This window comes from Methylocystis sp. SB2, assembly GCF_049817085.1.
Classification (GTDB): Bacteria; Pseudomonadota; Alphaproteobacteria; order Rhizobiales; family Beijerinckiaceae; genus Methylocystis; species Methylocystis rosea.
In genome coordinates, this window is sequence record NZ_CP187401.1 from 2,543,413 (window position 1) to 2,566,921 (window position 23,509).

A 23,509-nucleotide genomic window follows, 5' to 3' on the forward strand; every position below is an offset into this window, starting at 1 on the left:
GCGTCACCATGGTTGTAGCGCCGCATCGGCGGCCTCACCCGCGCAGGTCGCGGAGCGGAAGCCTTTCCTTTGCCCGCGCGGCGTGCGACAAGCCGGCGGAGCCCCCGCGGTCGGCCGGCCCGCCGCAGGCCGCCCAGTTCGCCTTGCTCGAAGGGTCCGGGTCGCGCGCCTATGTCGGTCAGACATCCGATCATCTCCATCACCGGCTCGTCCGGCGCCGGCACGAGCTCCGTCAAGGCGACGTTCGAGCAGATTTTCCGCCGCGAGCGCATCGAGGTCGCCTATGTCGAAGGCGACAGTTTCCATCGCTATGATCGCGGGGAGATGAAGGCCAAGCTCACCGAGGCGCATGGGGTCGGCAACCAAAATTTCAGCCATTTTGGGCCCCAAGCCAATCTGCTGCCCGAGCTCGAGACGCTATTTCGCGAATATGGCGAGACGGGCTCCGGCCGCTACCGCCATTACGCGCATGATGAAAACGAGGGGGCGAGGCTCGGCGTGCCGCCTGGCACGTTCACCGATTGGGAAGAACTGCCGGCCAATACCGATGTTCTGTTTTATGAAGGGCTGCACGGCGCGGTCGTCACCGACGACGTCAATGTCGCGCGCTACGCGGATCTCAAGATCGGCGTCGTGCCGGTCATCAATCTCGAATGGACGCAGAAGCTGCATCGCGATCGGCATTCGCGCGGTTATACGACCGAGGCCGTCACCGAGACGATTCTGCGGCGCATGCATGATTACGTGCATTATATCTGTCCCCAGTTCTCGGAAACGGACATAAATTTTCAGCGCGCGCCGACGGTCGACACTTCGAATCCTTTCGTCGCCCGGTCGATTCCGACGCCCGACGAATCGATCGTCGTCATCCGATTTCGCGATCCGCGAGGGGTGGACTTCCCCTATCTCGTGTCGATGATCGCGGGAAGCTGGATGTCACGCGCCAATTCCATCGTAATTCCGGGCAATAAGCTTGATCTCGCGATGCAGCTGATCCTTACTCCAAGGATCCTCGAACTGGTCAGACGCAGGAAAGGCGTGACGTGAACGACACTATATTGACGGCGGCCAAGGAAACTTCGGCGGCCGGCGCAAAATCCGATCCGACGCGCTACGCCAACGCCATTCGCGCCTTGGCGATGGACGCGGTCGAAAAGGCGAAATCCGGACATCCCGGCATGCCCATGGGCATGGCCGACGTCGCGACCGTGCTTTTCCAGCGCTTCATGACGTTTGACGCCGCTCGGCCGGACTGGCAGGACCGCGACCGTTTCGTGCTGTCCGCCGGCCACGGGTCGATGCTGCTTTACGCGCTGCTCTACCTGCTCGGCTATCCGGGCATGGGCCGCAAGGAGCTCGAAAACTTCCGCCAGCTTGGTTCGCCGACGGCGGGCCATCCCGAATATGGCCACGCCGCCGGCATCGAGACCACCACCGGTCCGCTCGGCCAGGGACTCGCGACCGCGGTCGGCATGGCGATCGCCGAGCGCCTCTCGGCGGCGCGCTTCGGCGATGATCTCGTCGATCATTTCACCTATGTGATCGCGGGCGACGGCTGCCTGATGGAAGGCGTCAGCCATGAGGCGATCGACCTCGCCGGACATTTGAAGCTCTCAAAGCTCATCCTCTTCTGGGACGACAACTCGATCTCCATCGACGGCCCGACGAGCCTTGCGACCTCAACCGATCAGATCGCGCGTTTCGCCGCCGCCGGCTGGCATGTCGCCCATGTCGACGGCCACGATCCCGAGGCGGTCGCGCAGGCGATCGCCGCGGCGCAGGCCGATCCGCGGCCTTCGCTCATCGGCTGCCGCACGCTGATCGGCTATGGCGCGCCGACCAAGCAGGGCAAGGAAAGCTGCCACGGCGCGCCGCTCGGCGCGGCGGAGATCGACGGGACGCGAGAGGCGCTCTCCTGGCCGCATGCGCCCTTCGAACTGCCCGACGACGTGCTGGAGTCCTGGCGCGCGGCGGGACGGCGCGGCGCAAAGGCGCGCGAAGCATGGGAGGCGCGACGCGCCGCGTCGCCCAAAGGCGCCGCCTTCGACGCGTTTATGAAAGCCGACCTCGCGGCGGAAATCGCCACGCCGCTCGCCGAGTTCCGCGCCACGCTCGCCGCCGAAAAGCCGAAAATCGCCACGCGCAAATCCTCGGAAATGGCGCTCGGCGTCATCAACGCCGCGACGCAGGCGACGATCGGCGGCTCGGCCGACCTGACGCATTCGAACTTCACCATCACCAAGGGCATGGGCGAGGTCGCGCCGGACAATTTTTCCGGCCGCTACATCCACTACGGCGTGCGCGAATTCGGCATGGCGGCGGCGATGAACGGCATCGCGCTGCATGGCGGCTTCGCGCCCTACGGCGGCACCTTCCTGGTGTTCTCCGATTACGCCCGCGGCGCGATCCGCCTTTCGGCGCTCATGGGCCTGCGCGTCATCTATGTGCTCACCCATGATTCGATCGGCCTTGGCGAGGACGGGCCGACGCATCAGCCGGTCGAACATCTGGCGGCGCTGCGCGCCATGCCAAACCTCAATGTCTTCCGCCCCGCGGACGCGATCGAGACCGCCGAATGCTGGGAGCTGGCGCTGGCCAGCCTCCACACGCCGTCGGTCTTGAGCCTGTCGCGGCAGAATTTGCCGACGCTTGAGCGACCCATCGCTGAAAACCTTTCCGCCAAGGGCGCCTATGTGCTGCGTGAAGCTGGCGGAAAGCGCGACGTCACGCTGCTCGCCACGGGATCCGAGGTTGAAATCGCCCTCGCGGCCGCCGACATTCTGGACACGCAAGGATTGAAGGCCGCCGTGGTCTCTATGCCCTGCTGGGAGCTTTTCGAGGCTCAGCCCGAGGCCTATCGCGCCGGGGTGCTGGGCGGCGCCCCGCGCGTAGCGGTCGAGGCGGCGGTTCGGCTTGGCTGGGACCGCTGGATCGGCGAGCGCGGCGCCTTCATCGGCATGAGCGGCTTTGGCGCAAGCGCGCCGGCCGGCGAGCTGTATAAGCATTTCGGCGTCACGGCCGAGGCTGTGGCTGATGCGGCCCGTACGCTAGTTAAGACGTAAGAGACAGCGGAGGCGACAATGGCTCTCATCACCCTGCGGCAACTGCTCGATCACGCCGCCGAGCACGACTACGGCGTTCCGGCGTTCAATATCAATAATATGGAGCAGGGCCTCGCCGTCATGGAGGCGGCGGCGTCCGTTGAAGCGCCGGTCATCATCCAGGCCTCGCGCGGCGCGCGCAGCTACGCGAACGACATCATGCTCGCCAAGATGATCGAGGCGCTCGCCGCGATCTGGCCGGACATCCCGCTCGTCATGCATCTCGACCATGGCAACGCCGAGGCGACCTGCGCCAGCGCCATCCGCTTCGGCTTCACCTCGGTGATGATGGACGGTTCGCTCAAGGCCGACGGCAAGACCCCCGCCGATTACGATTACAATGTGCGCGTCACCCGCAGCGTCGTCGACATGGCGCATTGGGTCGGCGCCTCCGTCGAAGGCGAACTCGGCGTGCTCGGTTCGCTCGAGAGCGGCATGGGCGAAAAGGAAGACGGGCACGGCGCCGAAGGCAAGCTTTCGCACGACCAGCTTCTCACCGATCCGGCGCAGGCCGAGGATTTTGTCGCCCGCACCAAGGTCGACGCGCTGGCGATCGCGATGGGCACGTCGCATGGCGCCTACAAATTCTCGCGCAAGCCCGACGGCGCCATTCTGGCGATGAAGGTCGTCGAGGAAATCCATCGCCGCCTGCCCAGCACGCATCTCGTGATGCATGGCTCGTCGTCGGTGCCGCAGGATTTGCAGGACGCCTTCAACGCCGCGGGCGGCGAGATGCCGCAGACCTGGGGCGTGCCGGTCGCCGAGATTCAGCGCGGGATCAAATATGGCGTGCGCAAGATCAACATCGACACCGACAACCGCATCGCCATGACGGCCGCGATCCGTGACGTTCTCGGCAAGAACAAGGGCGAATTCGATCCGCGCAAATATTTGAAGCCCGCGATGGAGGCGATGCGCGCCGTCTGCAAGCAGCGCTACGAGGAGTTCGGCACGGCGGGCCAGGCCTCGAAGATCAAGCCGATCCCGCTCTCCGAAATGGCCAAGCGCTACGCCAGCGGCGCGCTCGATCCGCAGTTCGCGAGCAAGAAGGCGGCGGAGTAGCGCCATGACCGGCGTCGTCATCGCGCCTTCGATTCTCTCGGCCGACTTCGCGCGGCTGGGAGAGGAGACGCGCGCGATGGCCGACGCCGGCGCCGACTGGATCCACCTCGACGTCATGGACGGGCATTTCGTGCCCAACATCACCTTCGGGCCCGGCGTCATCGCCGCGCTGCGGCCAGTGACGACCCTGACGCTCGACGTGCATCTGATGATTTCGCCGGTCGACCCTTATATCGCCGCTTTCGCGGAAAGTGGCGCCGACGTCATCACCGTCCACGCCGAGAACGGCCCGCATCTGCATCGCTCGCTGCAGGCGATCCGCGCGCTCGGCAAGAAAGCCGGCGTGTCGCTCAATCCGGCGACGCATGAGAGCGCGCTGCAATATGTGCTCGACGATATCGATCTCATCCTGGTGATGAGCGTCAATCCGGGTTTTGGCGGCCAGAGCTTCATCCCCTCGCAGCTCGATAAGATTCGCGCCATACGCGAGATGATCGGACGGCGCGCGATCCGGCTGGAAGTCGACGGCGGCGTGACGCCGCTGACGGCGCCGCAGATCGTCGAAGCCGGCGGCGACGTTCTCGTCGCGGGCTCGGCCGCCTTCCGCGGCGGGCAGCTCTGTTATGCCGACAATATCGCGGAGCTGCGGCGCGCCGCGGCGAGCGCCGGCGCGATCTCGGTGTGATCGAATTTCCGTCTGAACCACGCCCGTCATTCCCGACGCGCGAAGCGTGATCGGGAATCCAGAACAAAACCAGCGCTCATGAATCGGCTCTGGATCCCCGGTCAGGCTTTAGGCCTGCCGGGAATGACAGGGCACAGCGAACGGGTCGACTGGAACGCGTGTGAGCGGCTTCGCCGCGCCGCCCGGCAGTTGATTGTCGCGGCGGGGCGCGCTATCGCCTCACCTGCGCATTGGGGCGTCGCCAAGTGGTAAGGCAGCGGATTTTGATTCCGCCATGCGGAGGTTCGAATCCTCCCGCCCCAGCCAAGCATTCCCGGAAGTTGAGACCGGACGCGTGCTTCGGGAAAAGGCCGGGATTCCGGGGCATTTGCGCGAGGAGCGACGGCTCAGAGACTTTCTTGCGTCGGAAATCCCGTTCTCGACGGCGTGATTCCAGGCGCAGCCTCAGTCGGCGATTTTTCAGTGTCCGGGTTTTTTCGACGGACGCCACCTGAGACGGGTTCGCTTTGCGCGCAGACTGGTTCGCTCGCGTTGGGCCGGATCGTCATGACAAAGTAGATCGCTTCGTCGTGATCTGACGGATCGGAAATGTCCGACGGCGCCGGCGCGGCGTCGCAACCAATACAATCAAAAATAAAATAGCCGTCCGAATCCGCACCGAATGGCCTGAAGTTTTAATCCAGATCCGTCCTGCCGAGGCTTTGGTCAAGCAAACGCGCAGCGCAGGCGGCCAAGCCCGCGACCTCGCCTTCAATATGATCGGCGAGGCGGTAGCAGAAAATTGGCGGGGGAGCATCTCACAGCGCTCCTAATCGAGCAGAGCGGTCCAGAGGTGGCGATGACACGCCAAGTCGCCGCCAACGGATCATTGAAAAGCTCGGCCTTGTCCGAAACGTCTGATAGGCCCATATTTTTCGCAAGGTCGGCCGCCATTTGGGCAGTGTCGGCTTGGTGGACGCCACAATGATCGAAACATTGATAGGACTCATCTTTCTCGTCATCATCATCGGGGTTTTTTGGTGGGCCGCGACAACCTTGCTCCGCATCATTCCTCTCGCGGAGCCATTTCGAACAGTTGTTAACGTGCTCGTCGTTTTGGTCGGGGCGTTCATTGTTCTTTATGTGGCGCAGATGTTCCTGACGGCCGCCGGCATCAAAGTGCCATGGCCCAAGATTGGCGAAGCGAAATCAATACACTTGATCATTCCTACCTAAGCGATCTGTTCGTACGACATGTGCTCGCCCAGCTGCAATCGCTCGAGTGCTGGTTCACATGTCTCCTAACCCAGGTCGTTGGGAGTAAGGGCGCGCGCCTCCGGAAGGCGTGCGAGGAATCGACTATCTGATACGCATCAAGGAAATTCTTCCGGGCGCCGCACTTCCGAGATCGCCTCGTCATCAACGCTTTGCTTCGTCATCTTGAGCATGGACGCGGATCGCGTCGATGAATCGCTTTCCAGCGGAAAGAACTTCACGTCGCCGCTAACATTTCCCGCGCGCGCAAGCGAGCCAAGATGGGTTAAACTTTAGTGCGGTTGCGCCAAAATCCACTAAACCTTCATTGTCCGCGAGGGTTCGAGAGGAGAAACGATCATGTCGTCACCGTTGGCGCGCATGGCGCTCGGAGCTGTAGTAGGCGCGGCGGGCGTCGCGCTATTGGGCCCGCACATAGCGCGACGCGCACGTCCGGCCGCGAAAGCCGCGCTGAAAGCCGCGCTGGCGGCAATGCACGAGGCGCGGATACAGGGCGGCGAAATCGCCGAAGCCGCCGAGGATCTCTACGCCGAGGCAAAGGCGGAAGCGGAGGCCGAAGCCGCGGGGGGCGCCGCGCCTGTCGAAGAGCCCGCGGCCGTTTTTGAAAAAATCAATTCCCCGATGAATCGTGATGACGCATTTTCCCATCCACCCGACGAAACGGTCATGACAAAGCAACCGGGACTCGACGGCCGCCATCGAGACAAGAACGGCAGAATCAGCAAGAAACATGGCAATACGCTTATATCCACATTGCGTCAGACCTATGGGGCCGGATTCGCTCCGGGGCGGTCTGACGATGAGAGACTGGCAGATGTTCTGCACGACCTCGACGAGCCGTCTCTCAGTCATCTGATCCATGACGTGCAAAAGCAATCGACTTGATTCGTGTTTGATGACGGACGACCTCGACACCCATCCTTGGATTGAGCAGCAGCAAATTGTTTTTTCGCAATGCGCGTGACGCTGGCTCTGTCATATTCAACGGCTAATCTTGATGCTGCTTAGCTGCCGATCACCAGTGAGGATATCGCCATGAAGGGCTTTGTCGAAGACATTGAGGAACTAACCGAGGAGAACAAGGACTTTCGGCGCGTTCTCTATACGGGCAAGCACCTTCAATTGGTGCTGATGGCTCTAAAACCCGGGGAGGAAATCGGAGAGGAAGTCCACTCGGACCACGACCAGTTTTTTCGGGTCGAAAAAGGCAAGGGCGAAGTGCTGATTGACGGAGTCCGTACGAAGATTAAGAGCGACGATGCGATCATCGTGCCCGCAGGCGCGCGCCACAACGTCATAAACACGGGTGAAAAGTCCTTGAAGCTCTATACGATCTATGGCCCGCCGGATCACCGGGACGGCGTCGTCCGCGCTACTAAGGCGGAGGCCGAAGCTGGTGACGAGCACTTCGATGGCAAGACGACGGAGTAGCCGCTCTAGGTTGTGCGCGGCAAACCGATCTTCCCTTTTTGCCTGCGTCGAGCATCGGCCGCCGGCACGAACCTGACTGCGGCCACCGCAAACGCTCGGCAGACACGAGCGCAAAAAATCAGGTCAAGGATTTTGATGTCGCGCGCGGACGTGTTCGTCCTTCATCGCTCTACTTGGCGTTATGGTCCACATTAAGGAAGTCGCGAAAAGCGGCAATCATTGACGGGATCAGCTTTGCCCATGCGGCATAATCCTCTTTCACACTTTCGGTTGCAACTTTAGCAGCGCGGTGCAGCCAATCGACCGGACGCGCGTCGAGATCATTGCGAATGGCTGGCGTTTGCTCTTCGCTGGCGGCGTGGATTGCGCCGAGGTCGAAGCCCATGGCCTCAAGCAATTGGAGGTTCAACTTGGCGCCTGCGTTATCGCCGAGGTCAATCTTTCGGGAATCAGCCGCAATCCGCCGTAAGATGAAACCGTCATGGACGCGAAGGAAGGGATCAGGCGATCGATATTTGCCTGTAGCAATATCGAGAAAAGAAGACGGTCGCCCGCCTGCGCCATGGGCCCATTCCCATGCTGACGGCGCCAGCGCCTTCGCCTCCCGTATGACGCTCCCGCCGCGCCAGTCCGAGACCGCCACGAAGCGTTGTCGCCCCAATCCTCCACTGCCCTTTCTACGAGACGCGAACCTCTCGACGACGGCATCCGTGGGGAGACTCGAACGAAGAGCGCTCTTGACCTCATCCGGCGGGATAGCCGCCGGATACTTCCTAACCTCGCCCCAGAATTTCTCCCGCTCTTCGTCGGTGCAGGCCACGAACGGCAGCATCCAGGCTGCATTCTCATCGAGCAGCGTTGGCCTCGGTTGGTTCAGACCTTTCCGGTACCCAGCGGCAATCGCGCTGGCGGCGTCGTGGTTGCTGAACGCCACGCCCGGAGCGAGCCGCACGCTTGTCGCAAGTCGGACAAGGTCAAGTGGATATGGAACGACCGCCGCCTCATCGAAATCATTCACGCCCCACACCAAACGACCTTCGGCGTCGCGCCACGTCCCGAAGTTCGAGCGGCCCGAGCTGGAAACGGCGCCGACCGACTTCACGCCATATTTGGCCTGGATGCGCTTGAACTCGCTGGCGGCGTAGTCGAACGCCTCCTGCCAGCTCGCGGGCTTCCACGGGTCGTCGATCGAGGCGCGGATCAGCGGCGTGCGGACGCGGTCCGGCGCAATGTAATAGTCGTAGGCGAATCGGCCCTTGATGCAGCTGTGGCCATGGTTCGCCTTGCCTTCTTTCCATGGCGTCATGCGCACGATCTTGCCCGCGCGCGTCTCGGCCTTGAAGCCGCAGCCAACGCCGCAATAGGCGCAGGTCGTGACGACCGATTTCTCAGGCTTCAGCGGGTTCGGCATGTTTGTACTCTCCCTCGAAGAGGCTCTTCTCGACCAGCGCATGGCTCGGGCAGGCCTGCACGCAGGCGCCGCAACTCACGCATTCCGATTCGAAGAACGGCTGATCCTGGCTTGCGACGACTTTGGATTCGAAGCTTCTGCCGGCGATCGTGATCGCGAAGGTCCCCTGCACCTCGGCGCAGGCGCGCACGCATCGGCTGCAGACGATGCACTTGGCGGGATCGAACAGGAAGTAGGGGTTGGAGGCGTCGACGGGCGCGTCGAAGTGATTGGCGCCGCCCTTGCCGTACGGATGGGATGCGACCCCTTCGACCTTCAGCGTTTCGTGGAGTTCGCTCCACCCCTCCACCATCTCGCTTTCGGGGAAGTCGGAAAGGTAAAGCTCCAGAACGCCCTTGCGCAGGCGCTGCAGCGTTTCGGTCTGGGTCTTGACCTTCATGCCCTCGACCACCGGCGTGGTGCAGCTAGCCGGGAACCCGCCGCGGCCTTCGATCTCTACGAGACAGACGCGACAGCTGCCAAAGGGCTCGAGCATATCGGTGGCGCAGAGTTTCGGGATTGCGCGGCCCGCTTTCGCGGCGGCAAGCATGATTGAACTGCCGGCCGGAACCGTGACGGTCACGTCGTCAATATCAAGCGTTACGGGCGATCCATCTCGTGGCGGGGTGCCAAAATCGATCTCGTCTTTCAGTTCGCGCAGTTCAGACCACATTCGCTGCCTCGCCAATCCAAAGCTGCCTTTTCTTGTTCCTTCAAGAGGTCACAACCCACTTCAAGAGTGGCTTTCATTCCCTCCCACAGTTGCTCGATCTGCGACGACCTCAACGTCGCAACATGGCTCAATAAATGGCATGGTCTCGGAGCGCAGGCTGTTTTGCGCTTCCAGCGGCGCCAGGAGCATGGCGTTATGGTCCGGGGCCGTTCGACGTCGCGACCGGGGTCGGGAAGACAAGACTGCAACTTCCACAATATGCCAACGGCACTATATTCAATCGAATGCGATTATCTCTCAATTTCAATTTATCGAATAGTTCGTTCTTTTATGGCAAAACGCCAGCGACCTCCCGATTGCACCGAAAGTTCTGGCGACTCGGGGTGGACTAACATCGGGGGCGACATGACGTTTCGAGAATTCAGAGCTAACTCACTTTGCTGTCCTTCAGCAGGCCGACGAGCGGATTTGGCGCCGGGCGCGCGACCCGCCGCAGCGTATTTGTGTCGTGGTGGTTGAACGCTGGCGTCTTGCCGCGCAGGGCGAGATCCGTTCGCGTCACATAGGTCCAACTGCCATCGTCGTTGAAGGCGATGTCGATGCGGTAATAGTCGGTGCGAAACGCCTCTTCCAGGAAGGTCGTCGAGCAAATGCCGAAGCGGGTATCGCCGCGCCGCGCCTCGACGGAAATGCGCGCGTCGTCGGGCTTCGCCGTTCCACCCGCCAGCACGACTTGTCCGCGCGGGATCGCGATGGTCTGCATGATCAGGCCCGTGGCCGGCTCCCAGAGCCAGTACCCGACCTGGTCGTGAAAGGTGATCGCCTCCTCCGGGGTGTTGATATGGATGTGATAGCGCAATCCATAGAGGAGCTGCGGCCCGTTCGTCTGCGGATCGATCGGATCCATCCTTATATGCTCGCGATACGCGCGTCTTTCCGGCCCTTCGGCCTTGGGATTGACGTCCACGCCTTGATCGGACTGCCACACGCCCGCCAAGCGGCGCAACGGACCCAGATTAGCCAGCGTATCAGGGGAGAACTCAGGCTCGGTAAAAATATCTTCCGGAATGCTGCACACGTTTATGTCCCTTCTTGCTCATCTGAGCGCTTGTGATTGAGGAACGTGTGCGGCCTGATTTCAAGCGGCAAATTTACTCAATCTGCTGCCGACATTCGTCGCAGCGGCTTTTGACCGCGACAGCGACCATCGAGGCGACGAGACGCCGGCTTGGCGAACGCTTCGGACATGAATCGCGCCGCACGCACCGTGCGCCGGCGCACTGCGCGTTTCAGTGAGACGCGCAATGATCCGAATGTTGCAAAAAACGCTTAGCTTTTCGAAGTGATCGGGGCCGGCCGGTGGGGCCGGCCCTTTTTTGCGCCGCCTGCTCGGCCTCTTGAGTGCAGCGCTCGGGTAAGCTGCCGCGATCACCCGAAGATGGCTGATCTCAAGCCGATGCGTTGCGTTGCGGTCGTATTTGCTCTCAAATCGCCACCCTCACGCATCAGATCGGATCTCCCGTATGTTGAAGGTTTTCTGCGCTCCCGCGAGATATGTTCAGGGTCGCGATGCGACCATGTCGCTCGCGTCGGAGCTTTCGCGGCTCGGCATTGCGGGAAAGGCGCTGATCATCGCGAGTCCGACCGCCCGCAAGGCGCTAGAGCCGGTTTGGCGCGAGACGTTCCCAGCCGCCGGACTCGACTATGCGATTCTCGATTTCGGCGGGGAATGCTCCTTTGCGGAGATTTCCCGCGGGAGCGAAGAGGCGCGCCGGGTCTCGGCCTCGTCAATCGTCGGCGCCGGCGGCGGCAAGGCGTTGGACGCCGCCCGCGCCGTCGCCGCGGAACTGGAGCTTCCCGTCGCCTGTTGTCCAACGACGGCGTCGAGCGACGCGCCCTGCAGCGCGCTTTCGGTCGTCTACACCGAAGACGGGGTGTTCGAGCAATGCCTCTTTTACCGCCGCAACCCCGATCTTGTTCTTGTCGACAGCACGGTCATCGCGCGCGCGCCGGTGCGCCTGCTGATCTCGGGCATGGGCGATGCGCTCGCCACTTTTTTCGAAGCGGACGCCACGATCCGCGCGCATCGCAACAACGTCGCCGGGGGTCTGAGCACGATCGCCGCGGCGGCCATCGCCGAGCTCTGTTACAAAACGCTCCTCAATGACGGGATAGCCGCCGTCGCTGCGGCGCGGGCAGGGGCGATCACGCCGGCGCTGGAACGCATCATCGAAGCCAACACGCTTCTCTCCGGGCTCGGGTTCGAGTCCGGCGGCCTTGCGGTGGCGCATTCGGTCCACAATGGGCTGACGGCCGCGCCGGAAACGCATGATCGGCTGCATGGCGAAAAGGTCGCCTTCGGCACGCTGGTGCAGCTCGCTCTGGAAGGACGGCCGCGTTCGACGGTCGATGAAGCGATGGGATTTTGCCTCTCTGTCGGCTTGCCTGTGACGCTTGCCGAACTTGGGCTCGAAAATCTTTCGCGCGAGACGGCGCGGGCGATCGCCGAGCGCGCCGTCGCCGTCGGCGAGAGCGCGCATAATGAACCTTTCGAGGTGACCGCCGCGACTCTCATGGACGCGATTTATGCCGCCGACGCCATGGGCGCCGCCTTCAAGGCGCGCGCTTCATAGGAGGCAGGCTCCCGCGCGCGACTATTCCTTCAAGGAAGAAAGAACGGCGTCGGCGGCGCGCAGGGCGAGCGCGGCGATGGTGAGCGTCGGGTTGGCGGTTCCGCCCGTCGGGAACACAGCGGCGCCAACCAGAAAAAGATTGCGGTGCGCATGGGCGCGCAGGTCCTTGTCGACGACCGACGTCGCCGCGTCTTCGCCCATGCGCGCCGTGCCCATGATATGGCCGGCGCCTTGGGCGTCGTCCTTGTGCCAAAAAGCTTCCACGCCGATCTTCGCAAACATGTCTTCATGCAGATGTTTGGCGTTGGCGAGCGCGCGGTCGGTGTAGCGGTCGAGTTGAAAGTAGATCGCTGGGCGCGGCAGACCGGTCTTTTCAATTTGTGACCGATCCAGCGTCACCCTGTTGCTCGCCAGAGGGAGCTGCTCCGTCAATGCGGCCACGCGAATGTGCCGCGACGTCTGCTCCCTGAGCGCCGTGTCGAGCGCCTTTCCGCGCAGGCCGCTGAGCGCCAGTTCGCGCGCGGTCGATTCAGGCGCTCCGGTCGGCCAGCTCCACCCTTCATTGCCGAATTCGAATCGCAAAGCCGAATTTGCGCCGCGGTCTTTCAGATCTCGAAAATTCTCGATCCCCGATGTCGCCCCAGGTCCGCGATAGGGCCAGACGGGCTGGCGCGTGAGGGCCCAGCTGAGCTGGATCGGATGATCCATCAGATTTCGGCCGAGCTGATCCGAGCGATTGGCGACGCCGCCAGGCAAGGATTCGGAGGCCGAGGCCAGCAGGAGTCGCGGCGTCTCGACGCCGTTGCCGGCGACGCAGACGACGCGCGCGAACACGCGTCCGGTCGAGCCATCGGATCGTATGAACCTGACCGCTTCGACGCGCCCGTCCGGGCGGCATTCGACGAAATTGGCGCAGGTCTCCGTCAGCAGCCGTGCGCCGAAAGACTCTGCGCGCGCGACGTGAATGGTCGCGTCATATTTTGCTTGGATCGGACAGATGGGAATGCAGCTGGCGCTGCCGTGACAGGCCGGTCGGTCGCCGGACGGCTTCGAGAGGCGCGCCTGCGGCGTTGGGCGGACCTTATAGTCGGACTCCTGCAAAGCGTTGCGCCATGCGCGATCGAGGAAGCTCTGGGCGATCGGCGGAAAGGGGTAGGGGGCGGAGCGTGGCGAGCCAAGATCGTCGTCATCGTCTCCGGCGACTTCGAGCTGCTGTTCCGCCGCGCAATACCATGGTTCGAGATCGGCGTATGAGATCGGCCAGTCAACGGCGAGGCCGAAGCGCGATTTCATCTCGAAATCGTCGGGAACCAGTCGAACGGCGGTGCCCAGCCAGTGCCATGTCGTGCCGCCGACCTGGCGTAAATAGGTCGAGTTGAACGGGCGAGGCCCTTTCTGCGCGTAGAACGCATAGGGCTTGTCTGACTCGGGGTGCGGCGTGAACGCGGCCTGCTCATAGGCCGACTCGGGCGTCTTTGCAGAAGCGTTCTGGAATCGTCTCACCGAGGCGGCGCGGTCGACGCGAGGGCCGGCCTCCATAATAATGACTGTCGCGCCTTTGCGCGCGACCCGGGAGGCGACCAACGCCCCGGCGACGCCGGAGCCTATGACCACTACGTCGGCATGAACATCCATGTGCGGGGTCACTTCACGACTGGCGCGAGCGCCCAGCCGGCGCCGTCACCTCTGGGAATGCCTCTTGGCCCGGCAAAGCCAATCGCATCCCACATGAGTGCGCCTGTGTAATCGACGCAAATCATGCGTCCCGAGTCGACGGTTTGACCGGAATACCAGTCCGCCACGATTCTTCGCGCAAGGCCATCCGAGTCTTTATCTTGCAGAGGGTCCATACTGCGCAATGCGCCGCGATCGAGTCCAAGACTCTGCAGATAAATCCGAGCCGAATCGACTGGAAGACGCGTGCGTCCAGTGAGCTCGGCGCTGAGGCGAAGAAAATCGGCGAGATCGGAAGTCTCCGCAAGTCCCCTCCGATCCGCAATGCAGGGCGTGAGCGCGCCGAGTGCGCAGCCGATCAGAAGCTTCCGGCGCGAGACGTCACGATCCTTTGCGCGCATTTGCATTCTTGCTTCCTAAAAAAACCGGGCCTGGCCCGCTCTTCAGCGCTTCGATGCGACCGTCTCGTCGAACGCCTTGATTGCATCCTGCGACAGAGAAGACGTCAGCAAGTCTTCGAGCACGGACGGTGGCGCCGTGATGTCGCGACTATATCGAAGTCCAATTTCGACGGTCTGTCGATCAGGGAAACTCGCAAGCAGCAAGGTCCGTTCGGCGCTGTTGACGATCGCGGCGACGCCTTCGATCTGCTTCTCCCAATCTCTTTCAAGCCGCATGAGCCTGCCGAGATATACCGCGACGCCATCCGCGCCAGCCTCCATTGCGACATAGGCCTGCGCCGCCGTGAACACCGCCGTCGCCAGAGATGCGCAGCCTATGTCATTCAGCGCCCGGCAGCACGCGAGGCTCGGCGCCGTCGGCGCAAGTTTGATCCAGAGCTTTTTCTCGCGCGCGGCTTTCAGGTCGTCGACATAGCATGCCGCTTGCCTCAGCGCGTCGTCTGCGCTTCCAACCGCCTGAATCATCAGCTGCCGAATCGCGCCAATGTCGGCGGACATTGCGCAGAGCTTGCGCGCGGCGGCGACGTATTCATCCAACGACAAAGCTTCCGCGCCGGCGGCGCGGGCCATCAGCGCCGGATTGGTCGTGAAACCCTGCACGCCTGGAAATTTCAGCGCGTTCAGGATAGCGTTGTGATCCGCCGTATCGACGAGAAGCATCGCGTCTTACTTTATTCTGGTCGAGGCCGTGGTCACGCAGGCTTTTTCCTTGCGCTCAACACGACGCTTTTCGGATTGGCGAGAATTGCGTCCCAGAAGTTTTGCCCGTAACGCTCAATTCCTTCCTTAGACACGGCGAAGGGCGTCCATTGCGCGTCAGCAAACCCCGCCTGCGCCAGCGCGTCCTCGTAAGCGTGACGGCTCCACTGGGTGAATTCGATCCGAAATTTTTCTTCGCCGACAAACGTCATCCGCACGCGCAGGCGCATGGGGCCTTCGCCGATTTTCTCGAGAAAAAACCCATAAGGAAGCGTGTCCCCGCGGCCGTTGATGAAGTCCGGATTGGGCACGACGGCGACCAATCTGCCGTCGGGAATCACATTCGCCGCTACAGACCTGAACATTTGCGCAAGCGTCTGCTCGTCCTCGGCGTAGTTGAACAGAAAGGCGGCGGTCGCGACGTCGAATGAACCAAAAACGGCCATCGTCGCGGCGTCGCCGACTTCGTAAACGATCCCCAGCGCGTTTTGGCTTTCTTCATGCCGCGCGGCTTCAATCATCGCGGGCGACAGATCCACGCCGAGCACATTCTTTGCGCCAAGTCTTTTGAGAAGCCGGGAATAATGGCAGTCCCGCATGCGTAGTCGATGGCGTTCACGCCTGAAACATCGCCGAGAACCGATTGGACGGTTGGCGTTTCAAGGAAATTCGTATGGTCATCCTTCCGCGCTGCCGAATATTGCCTGCTGATTGTTTGATACTGGTTCCGCATAAGCGTACTCCGGAAATTACGATGACATATTAAGTCTGGCGGAAACTATTCTCTCCGCCCCAAAAAGTGGCGATCCGCGGCTTCGATGAAAAGCGGCGTGGCCTCAAAGGCTGGATTTTTTCTATGCAGGTTCCGTGGCGATACACACTTGCTGGTTACCCCGCGCCATTCGGCCACGCCATGTCGCGGCGGCGCCATGCGCTGATGGCGCTCAGCGTCGCGGCGATGCCGCGTCATGAGTATGACGAATGGCGTTGACGGAAATTTCCGCCTGCGCAGCAGCTCGCAAAGCAAGATGAGATCCGCCTTTTGGCATTTTCAGCGAAAGCGAACTGCTTGCCTTGTCGCGCTATCTCGCGAGCCTGCGTTGAAGCTGCGTCGCCATCTGAGCGCTTTACATGCCCTGGACGACAGGTTCGCCGGCGCTGAGCCAGGCGAGGATGCCGCCGCCAAAATGCGTGTTGGCGTCGCGACGGCCCAGGAGCCGCGCCTGCTCCATCGCCGACACCGAGCGCTTGCCGGAGCGGCAATAGATGATCACTTTCTGGCCCTCGCCTGCCACCGGCAGTTGGCTCGGATCGAATTTCGACAGCGGATTGAAGATCGCGCCGGCGATGTGGCCCGCCGCATATTCGTCAGCCTCTCGCACGTCGACAAGCAAGACCGCGCCCGTCGCGAGGCCTGCTTTAAGCTCTTCGAGGCTGATGTCATTAAACTGATTGCCTGCGTTCATGACGCTTATTCCTCCGATCGATCCTTCGCATGATGGCTTCGCTGTCAAGGCGTCGCCTAACCCGTGTTCCGCAAGCCCGCCGCAATGCCGTTGATCGACATCAAGATCCCTTCGCGAATGTCGTCGCCGCGCTCGCCTGCGCGATGGCGGCGGATCAATTCGACCTGCAGATAGTTCAGCGGCGCGATATAGGGGAAGCGGTGCCTCAGCGAGCGCGCGAGCGTCGGATTGTCGGCGAGCCGCTCCTTGGAGCCGAGAAGTTTTTCGAGCGCGTCATTCGCGCGCGCATGCTCGGCCTCGATCATGCCGAAAATGCGCGCGGCAAGCGCCTTGTCCTCGACAAGTCCAGCGTAATGATGCGCGATCGACATGTCGGTCTTGGAGAGGATCATGTCGATGTTCGAGAGCAGCGCGCGAAAGAACGGCCATTCTTCGCTCATCCGGCGCAAGAGCGCGAGCCGCGCTTTCTCGTCCTCTTCGATGAAATGCGCGATCGCCGAACCGAAGCCGTACCAGCCCGGCAGCGCGACGCGCGCCTGCGCCCAGGAAAAGCTCCACGGAATCGCGCGCAGATCCTCGATGCGGCGCGAAGGTTTGCGCGAGGCCGGACGCGAGCCGATGTTGAGCGAGGCGATTTCCGAAATCGGCGTCGAGGAAAAGAAGAAATCGACGAAGCCTTCGGTCCCGTAGACAAGGCCGCGATAGGCGGCCATGCCGGCCTGCGACAATTCTTCGGCGGCTTCCAGGAACTCCGGCGCCGGAGTCTTGTGCGCGGAGAGCAGCGTCGCTTCCAGCGTCGCCGCGACGAGCAGTTCGAGATTGACGTGGCCGATCTGCGGATTGGCGTATTTCGCCGCGATGACTTCGCCCTGCTCGGTGAGGCGGATCTGCCCGTTCACCGTGCCGGGCGGCTGCGCCAGAATGGCGTCGTAGCTCGGCCCGCCGCCGCGTCCGACGGTTCCGCCGCGTCCGTGGAAAAGCCGAAGGGCGACGTTCGGCAGTGGGCCGAAAAATTCCGCTAGCGCGGTCGAGGCGCGGTACAGCTCCCAGATGCTCGTTAGGATGCCGCCGTCCTTGTTGGAGTCGGAGTAGCCGAGCATGACGTCCTGCTGCCCGCCGGAATTGACGACGAGCTTGAGGATGCCGGGCAGAGCGTAAAAATCCTGCATGATCGGCGCGGCGTTGCGCAGATCCTCAATGGTTTCGAAGAGCGGCACGATGATGAGATCGGCGACGACGGCCTGTGTGTCGCGCGGATCGAGCGTGCCCCGCATCAGGCCGCATTCTTTTTGCAGCAGCAGAACTTCAAGGAGGTCGCTGACTGTTTCGGTGTGGCTGATGATGTAATGGCGGATCGCCTCGTCGCCGTAGAGCCGGCGCATCTCCCGCGCGCGTTCCATGATCGTCAATTCGCTCGTGGCGCGGTCGCTGTATGTCGCGCCGGGCAGGCGCACCGGCCGCGGATCGTTGAGCAGCTTCAGCAGCAACTGCTGCTTTTCGGCTTCCGGGAGCGTGGCGTAATCATCGACGACGCGGGCGACGCCGAGAAGTTCGGCGATGGTCTCTTCGTGCCGGTCGGAGCTTTGCCGCAAATCGAGCGTCGCAAGGTGAAAGCCGAAGACTTCGACGGCGCGGATCAGCGGCTCGAGCCGCTGCGTGGCGATGACCTCGCTGTGATGCACGCGCAGCGATTCATCGATGGTGACGAGATCGGCGAGCAGCGCCCATGAATTGGCGTAGGGCTCGCCCGGCGCCACGGCGTGGCGCGCCGCCTGGCCGCCGGTCAGCTTCTCCAGCGTGCCGGCGAGGCGCGAATAGACGCCGATGAGGGCGCGGCGATAGGGCTCGTCGTCACGATGCGGATTGTCGTCGCCAGAGCGGGCCGCCAGCGCTTCGAGCGCCTTGCTGCAGCCGGCGTAACGCCGCGAAATTGACAGCTCGGCGCCAAGCTCATGCACTTCGACGAGATAGAAGCGCAGCGCCGTTTCGCACTGCATGCGCATGGCGGTAGAGAGCGAGTCCGCCGTGACGTTCGGATTGCCGTCGCGGTCGCCGCCGACCCAGGCGCCCATGCGCAGGAAGGGCGGCACCCGCAGTCCTTCGAGACGCTGTTCGATGTCGGCGTAAAGGCGCGGGATCTCGCGCAAAAAGGTGCTGCGATAATAGCTCAGCGTATTCTCGATTTCGTCGCGCACGGTCAAACGCGAATGACGCAACAGCTCGGTCTGCCAGAGCTGCGAGACGCGGGCGCGAAGCTGCATCTCGTTTTGCGCGCGCTCGGCCTTGCCGCGCATATGTTCGCGCGCGGCGAGCAGCTTGAAGATCGCGTGTTCGGCGTCGAGCAGGCTCTTGCGGCGCACTTCCGTCGGATGCGCGGTCAGCACCGGCGAAATCCAGCCGCGCGCCAGCGCCTGGGCGATCTTGCCGGCGCCGACGGCGGCCTTGCGCAGCCGCGCGAAGGTCGTGGCGAGGCTCGGCGCGCCGGTGAAGGCGCCGCTCGCCTGGGCGCGCGCGCGCTGCTGCAGCGGATGCAGATCTTCGGCGATATTCGCAAGATGCGAGAAATAGCTGAAGGCGCGGATCACGGTGCGCGCCTCTTCCGCCGTCAGCGCGCGCAGCAACGCGTCGAGATTCCTGTCGGCTTCGGCGTCCCCGTTGCGGCTGGCGGCGACGGAGAGCCGCCGGATCGTCTCGATGCGCTCGAACGCCGTGGCGCCCTCATGTTCGCGAACCGCGTCGCCGAGCAGCCGCCCGAGAAGGCGAATGTCGTCAATGAGGGATTCGTCGCCCTTCAAGGCTTCCGGATCGGCGCCCGCCGGCGGAGCGGTCGTAACGAGCTTTTCCTGCGCCTGCGCTTCAAGCTGCATACTATCGCGACCTTTGAACTCTCCACGCCTCGGGGCGCGTCCAGGGCAGCTATAGCAGGCTTCGCACGTCTTTTCGACGCGTCTGGCGTCCGGCGCGTTTTCCGACGTCGCGCGCGGCTTCTAAAAGCCGAAGAAATCCGGCTCTTCGCCGTGATACTTACGAAAATCGGTGGGAGTTAGCTGCTTTCGGCACGATCGAGACAGGTACGGCATATACCGCTTGAGACAATTTTCCATCTCGAAAATGAAGACGGTGTTGCCGCCGCAGAAGCGGTAAGCGTCGGGGGCGCAGGCGTCCTGCTCGACCGCCATATCGTCGGCCGTGCTACCTGCCCAGGTGTTCACGGCGAGCGCAGGCGTAGCGCCGCTGATCGCGCATAGCAGCGCAATTAATATGGTTTTTTGCACGGGAGCCTCGCCGCCAACGGTGACCGCAACTTCCAGCGCCGAAACTGCGTCAAGCGGGACCGTTTGACAAGAGCGGACGCTCTTGCCGTAGCGCCCGAGACCGCGGCACTTGTTCGAGGCGGCTCTGCCGCTTATAGACGTCGGCGACGATGCGATCCGCCTAATCTCCGCAATTTGCGGCGCTAATGGTCAAAGCCATGCTCGATACAACCGAAATTCTTATCTTTGCCGGGGTCGGCCTGGTCTTTGCCTTGGGCCTCCTGGCATTCTGCAAATGGTCGGGCGCGGCCGTCCAGCGGATCGCCGCCTATGCGCTGATCGCGCTGTGCTTCCTTTACGTCGGCTTCGCCTTTCGCGCTGAAGAGTCCGGCCCCTGGGTCGGCGTCGAAATGACCGGCGTCGCCGTTTTCGGCACGCTCGCCGGCATGTCGATCATCGGCTCGCCGTGGTGGGTCGTCGCGGGCTTCGCGCTGCATCCGCTCTATGCGATTTACTTTCACTATATCGGCGCGGCCTCGCAATTCGCCCCCGCGCCCTTCGTCGTCGCCAATGCGGCCTTCGACGTCGCGATGGCGCTTTTCGTCGCTTATACCGCTCTGCGCGGCGGGCGCAAGAGCGTGACGCGCGCCGAAGACACGTCTAAGAAGGAGGCGCCGCAGCGCAGACTCGCCGCGCGCTCGCAGCATCGTTCGCAAAGCCGCGACGCCGGAGGTCCGGCGTGAACGCTTCCGCGGACTTCTCCTTACGCTATGACTGGGGCGTCGAAGAGATCGTCGCCATCCATGATCAGCCGCTGCTCGATCTCGTCGCGCAGGCGAACGCCGTTCATCGCCGCTTTCACGACGTCAATGACGTGCAGAAGGCGGCGCTGCTGTCGATCAAGACCGGCGGCTGTCCGGAAGACTGCTCCTATTGCCCGCAATCGGCGCATCACCGCGAAGTGAAGCTCGACCGCGTCGATCTCTTGGAGACGGCGGAGGTCCTGGGCGCCGCAAAGACCGCCCGAGAGGCCGGCGCCGATCGCTTCTGCATGGGCGCCGCCTGGCGCTCGGCGCCCGAGGGCAAGCGTTTTGACGCCGTGCTCGACATGGTGCGCGGCGTGCGCGCGCTCGGCATGGAGGCCTGCGTCACGCTCGGCATGATCAACGAGTCGCAAGCGAAGCGCCTCGTCGACGCCGGACTCACCGCCTACAACCATAATCTCGACACCGGCCCGGAATTCTACAACGAGATCATCACCACCCGCACCTATCAAGACCGTCTCGACACGCTCAAGGCCGTGCGGGGCGCGGGGCTGGAGATGTGCTGCGGCGGCATCATCGGCATGGGCGAAAGCGTGAAAGACCGCGCCGGCATGTTGCAGACGCTGGCGTCGTTCGATCCGCATCCGGAAAGCGTGCCGATCAACGCGCTGGTCGCCGTCGAAGGCACGCCGCTCGCCGGGCGTGCGCAGATCGACCCGCTCGATCTCGTGCGCATGATCGCGACGACGCGCATCGTCATGCCGAAGGCGCGGGTGCGGCTCTCGGCCGGCCGCTCGTCGCTGTCGCGCGAAGCGCAAATTCTCTGCCTCGTCGCCGGCGCCAATTCGATCTTCTATGGCGAGAAGCTGCTGACGACGGGCAACGCCGGCGTCAATGAAGACGATGCGCTGTTCGCCGCGCTTGCTGCGCGCGAGGGGCGGGCGCCCGCCGCGCCTTAAGAGTCCTCGGCTGGGCCGAAGATCGCCTCGAAATTCCTGCGCAGCGCGGCGTCGACGGCAGGCATGTCCGCCGCCACGCCGAGGTCCGCGAGGCTCGTGACGCCAAGATGGGCATCGCGTACGCCGCAGGGCGCGATGCCGGAAAAATGCGTCAGATCCGGCGCGACATTGAGCGCGATCCCGTGGAAGCTCACCCATTGCCGCAGGCGCACGCCGATGGCGGCGATTTTATCTTCCGCCATTTCGCCGCCCGTTCCCCTGGCCTTATCCGGCCGCTCGACCCAGACGCCGATGCGCCCGGCGCGCCGCTCGCCCGTGACGCCGAAATCGGCGAGCGTCGCGATGATCCATGATTCAAGCGCGCAGACGAAGGCGCGCACGTCGCGTTGGCGTCGCGAAAGATCGAGCATGACGTAAGCGACGCGCTGCTTGGGCCCGTGATAGGTGAATTGTCCGCCGCGTCCGGTGCGATAGACGGGAAAGCGCGCCTCGAGCAGATCCTGCTCCTTCGCCGAGGAGCCGCCGGTGTAGATCGGCGGATGTTCCAGCAGCCAGACGCATTCGCGCGCCTCGCCGGAAGCGATCGCCGCGGCGCGCGCCTCCATAAAGGCTACCGCCTCTTCATAGGGCACGAGATCGCCGCTGACGCGCCATTCGACCGGCGGCGCGCCAGGGCGCAGACGCATGACGGCGTCTAGGGAGCGGCGAGAAGGCGGACAAGGCGTTTCAGTCATTCGGCCGAACTAAGCCCATCAAGCGCGCCGAGACGCGCATTCCGGCGAAACTGAATCTCGGCGATTGCTTCACGCCTAGAGCTTTTCGCCAGCAGCCTCTGTATAAGGACAAGAATTTCTCGAATAGCGACCGTAACAAGCGCGTTGAATTGGATGCCTGGTCGCGGCTCAGCTTCAATTCTATCTCCTTGTTCATTCACGCGCCGGTCGCAACAGCGTGTAATGATTAGCGCAAAGCAGGAGAACGCAATGGTTTACTTGTTCGAGTTTTTCGCAATCGACGCCGCCGGCCACCGCCTTTCTCTAAATGCGACGAAACGTCGTGTAAAGACGGCGGCTCTCGCGGACGCCTATGGGCAAACGATGATGCGCGATGTCTTCTATGACGACCAAAAGGCCACCATCTGCGTCATTAAGGATCAAGTCGGGCATACGCTTCGTGAAGTGCTTGCGGACGCCTAAAAGTCTCAAAAGGGAAGTTCGTTCTCCGACGATCGGCGCGGCGCAAATTTTAATAGGGCGAAGAGCCGGCGGATGACGCGGCCGCGCCCGCTTGTCATCTGGGAGCCGATTTGTTAGACGCAGCGCGCCGGCGCTTCGCGTTAAGCGGAGCGTCCTTGCGGCCGTGGCGGAATTGGTAGACGCGCTAGCTTGAGGTGCTAGTTGGGCAACCAGTGGAGGTTCGAGTCCTCTCGGCCGCACCAAAAGCCATCGGCTTTTCCATAGGCATTCAGCAAGTTAGCCCAAGCCTGCCCTTGCTTCTTGGGTAAGTCCATTGGTGCTCATCCGCTAAGTCGCTCCCGGTCTTCCTGATGGCCAGCTACATCTTCCTTCGTGGTCGAACGTATTATTACGTCCGTGAGGTTCCTGAGGAGCTTCGCCCTCGACTTGGCGGCAAGTCACGCGGCGTGTTTCCCTTCGCGCCTCCGACAAGGAAGTAGCCGCTCGCGAAGATTCCAAGATGGCCGCACAGGATGACGCACTGTGGAAGGCCATGCGCGGCGACGTTCACCTGAGGCCTCCCGTGGAGACCAAGGCTGCTCAGGCTCTCATTGATGTAATACCAGCCGACAGAGTGGAAGGAGGACAGTCCGCTCATCCCCGGCAACTTCAGCATGTGGTCGATTTGATGTTCAGCCCAGGATCGGTCTCGATACCTGAGAGTGTAACAAGTTTGCTCGTCGTCTTGTGTATTGGCCAATGATAAGC

At 62.7% G+C, this 23,509-nt stretch carries 22 protein-coding genes and 2 tRNA genes; 13 read left to right on the plus strand and 11 right to left on the minus strand.

The window, feature by feature from the left end:
- The first annotated feature begins 171 nt into the window (after nt 1-171).
- The 8 genes from ACPS74_RS12530 to ACPS74_RS12565 all read left to right on the plus strand — a co-directional run bounded on the left by ACPS74_RS12530 (nt 172) and on the right by ACPS74_RS12565 (nt 7,533).
- Nucleotides 172-1,047, plus strand: coding sequence for a phosphoribulokinase (locus ACPS74_RS12530; RefSeq protein ID WP_029648383.1), 876 nt, complete (start codon nt 172-174; stop codon nt 1,045-1,047).
- Nucleotides 1,044-3,062, plus strand: coding sequence for a transketolase (tkt, locus tag ACPS74_RS12535; protein WP_029648382.1), 2,019 nt, complete (start codon nt 1,044-1,046; stop codon nt 3,060-3,062). Before ACPS74_RS12530 ends, tkt begins: the two co-directional genes overlap by 4 nt.
- 18 nt (nt 3,063-3,080) lie before the next feature.
- On the plus strand, nt 3,081-4,163 hold the full coding sequence (gene fba / locus ACPS74_RS12540; RefSeq protein ID WP_029648380.1) for a class II fructose-bisphosphate aldolase: 1,083 nt from the start codon (nt 3,081-3,083) through the stop codon (nt 4,161-4,163).
- 4 nt (nt 4,164-4,167) lie between these two features.
- Entirely contained in the window at nt 4,168-4,848 is a 681-nt protein-coding gene (gene rpe, locus ACPS74_RS12545; RefSeq protein WP_029648379.1) for a ribulose-phosphate 3-epimerase, read from the plus strand.
- 231 nt (nt 4,849-5,079) lie between these two features.
- A tRNA-Gln gene (locus tag ACPS74_RS12550) sits at nt 5,080-5,154 on the plus strand.
- Between the two features lie 657 nt (nt 5,155-5,811).
- The gene (locus tag ACPS74_RS12555) at nt 5,812-6,063 is read left to right on the plus strand and encodes a hypothetical protein (protein WP_083481291.1); all 252 of its coding nucleotides are present in this window, start codon (nt 5,812-5,814) and stop codon (nt 6,061-6,063) included.
- Nucleotides 6,064-6,768: 705 nt separating this feature from the next.
- Complete coding sequence (locus tag ACPS74_RS12560; protein ID WP_036241234.1) at nt 6,769-6,987, plus strand: hypothetical protein; 219 nt, start codon at nt 6,769-6,771, stop codon at nt 6,985-6,987.
- A gap of 150 nt (nt 6,988-7,137) precedes the next feature.
- On the plus strand, nt 7,138-7,533 hold the full coding sequence (locus tag ACPS74_RS12565; protein WP_029648358.1) for a cupin domain-containing protein: 396 nt from the start codon (nt 7,138-7,140) through the stop codon (nt 7,531-7,533).
- 169 nt (nt 7,534-7,702) lie between these two features.
- Here ACPS74_RS12565 and ACPS74_RS12570 read toward each other — a convergent pair whose 3' ends face one another.
- The 3 genes from ACPS74_RS12570 to ACPS74_RS12580 all read right to left on the minus strand — a co-directional run bounded on the left by ACPS74_RS12570 (nt 7,703) and on the right by ACPS74_RS12580 (nt 10,734).
- Nucleotides 7,703-8,944, minus strand: coding sequence for a DUF2252 family protein (locus tag ACPS74_RS12570; protein WP_083481289.1), 1,242 nt, complete (start codon nt 8,942-8,944; stop codon nt 7,703-7,705).
- Nucleotides 8,922-9,656 carry a 2Fe-2S iron-sulfur cluster-binding protein gene (locus ACPS74_RS12575; protein WP_083481290.1) on the minus strand — a complete coding sequence of 245 codons (735 nt, stop codon included), beginning with the start codon at nt 9,654-9,656 and terminating at the stop codon, nt 8,922-8,924. The genes ACPS74_RS12570 and ACPS74_RS12575 overlap by 23 nt, the downstream gene beginning before the upstream one ends.
- Nucleotides 9,657-10,083: 427 nt before the next feature.
- Nucleotides 10,084-10,734, minus strand: coding sequence for an FABP family protein (locus tag ACPS74_RS12580; RefSeq protein WP_029648361.1), 651 nt, complete (start codon nt 10,732-10,734; stop codon nt 10,084-10,086).
- Nucleotides 10,735-11,179: 445 nt separating this feature from the next.
- Here ACPS74_RS12580 and ACPS74_RS12585 point away from each other — a divergent pair, with 445 nt between their 5' ends.
- Nucleotides 11,180-12,289, plus strand: coding sequence for a glycerol dehydrogenase (locus ACPS74_RS12585; RefSeq protein ID WP_029648362.1), 1,110 nt, complete (start codon nt 11,180-11,182; stop codon nt 12,287-12,289).
- Nucleotides 12,290-12,310: 21 nt separating this feature from the next.
- Here the strand turns inward: ACPS74_RS12585 and ACPS74_RS12590 are convergent, their stop codons facing one another.
- From ACPS74_RS12590 to ACPS74_RS12620, 7 genes are all read right to left on the minus strand, one after another.
- Nucleotides 12,311-13,924 (minus strand): GMC family oxidoreductase, encoded by a 1,614-nt coding sequence (locus ACPS74_RS12590; protein WP_029648363.1) that lies wholly within the window; start codon nt 13,922-13,924, stop codon nt 12,311-12,313.
- A gap of 8 nt (nt 13,925-13,932) precedes the next feature.
- Entirely contained in the window at nt 13,933-14,370 is a 438-nt protein-coding gene (locus tag ACPS74_RS12595) for a hypothetical protein (protein WP_029648364.1), read from the minus strand.
- 36 nt (nt 14,371-14,406) lie between these two features.
- Entirely contained in the window at nt 14,407-15,084 is a 678-nt protein-coding gene (locus ACPS74_RS12600; protein ID WP_029648365.1) for a transaldolase family protein, read from the minus strand.
- A gap of 32 nt (nt 15,085-15,116) precedes the next feature.
- Entirely contained in the window at nt 15,117-15,662 is a 546-nt protein-coding gene (locus ACPS74_RS12605; protein ID WP_425622377.1) for a class I SAM-dependent methyltransferase, read from the minus strand.
- Between the two features lie 588 nt (nt 15,663-16,250).
- Nucleotides 16,251-16,589 carry a rhodanese-like domain-containing protein gene (locus ACPS74_RS12610; protein ID WP_029648367.1) on the minus strand — a complete coding sequence of 113 codons (339 nt, stop codon included), beginning with the start codon at nt 16,587-16,589 and terminating at the stop codon, nt 16,251-16,253.
- 56 nt (nt 16,590-16,645) lie between these two features.
- Nucleotides 16,646-19,456, minus strand: coding sequence for a phosphoenolpyruvate carboxylase (gene ppc, locus ACPS74_RS12615; RefSeq protein ID WP_425622378.1), 2,811 nt, complete (start codon nt 19,454-19,456; stop codon nt 16,646-16,648).
- A gap of 120 nt (nt 19,457-19,576) precedes the next feature.
- The gene (locus tag ACPS74_RS12620; protein ID WP_029651562.1) at nt 19,577-19,864 is read right to left on the minus strand and encodes a hypothetical protein; all 288 of its coding nucleotides are present in this window, start codon (nt 19,862-19,864) and stop codon (nt 19,577-19,579) included.
- 185 nt (nt 19,865-20,049) lie between these two features.
- On the opposite strand from ACPS74_RS12620, the gene ACPS74_RS12625 reads away from it, so the two are divergent.
- Together ACPS74_RS12625 and bioB are read left to right on the plus strand one after the other, a co-directional pair.
- Nucleotides 20,050-20,586, plus strand: coding sequence for a hypothetical protein (locus ACPS74_RS12625; RefSeq protein ID WP_029651563.1), 537 nt, complete (start codon nt 20,050-20,052; stop codon nt 20,584-20,586).
- Entirely contained in the window at nt 20,583-21,566 is a 984-nt protein-coding gene (gene bioB, locus ACPS74_RS12630; RefSeq protein ID WP_124737223.1) for a biotin synthase BioB, read from the plus strand. The genes ACPS74_RS12625 and bioB overlap by 4 nt, the downstream gene beginning before the upstream one ends.
- On the opposite strand, the gene lipB is transcribed toward bioB, so the two are convergent.
- Nucleotides 21,563-22,300: a lipoyl(octanoyl) transferase LipB gene (gene lipB / locus ACPS74_RS12635; RefSeq protein WP_370646326.1), complete on the minus strand. Its 738-nt coding sequence runs from the start codon at nt 22,298-22,300 to the stop codon at nt 21,563-21,565. The genes bioB and lipB overlap by 4 nt on opposite strands.
- 249 nt (nt 22,301-22,549) lie before the next feature.
- Here lipB and ACPS74_RS12640 point away from each other — a divergent pair, with 249 nt between their 5' ends.
- Nucleotides 22,550-22,762, plus strand: a complete 213-nt coding sequence (locus ACPS74_RS12640; RefSeq protein ID WP_036241476.1) for a hypothetical protein — start codon at nt 22,550-22,552, stop codon at nt 22,760-22,762.
- 157 nt (nt 22,763-22,919) lie between these two features.
- Nucleotides 22,920-23,004: transfer RNA gene (locus ACPS74_RS12645), tRNA-Leu, on the plus strand.
- Nucleotides 23,005-23,509 lie beyond the last annotated feature (505 nt).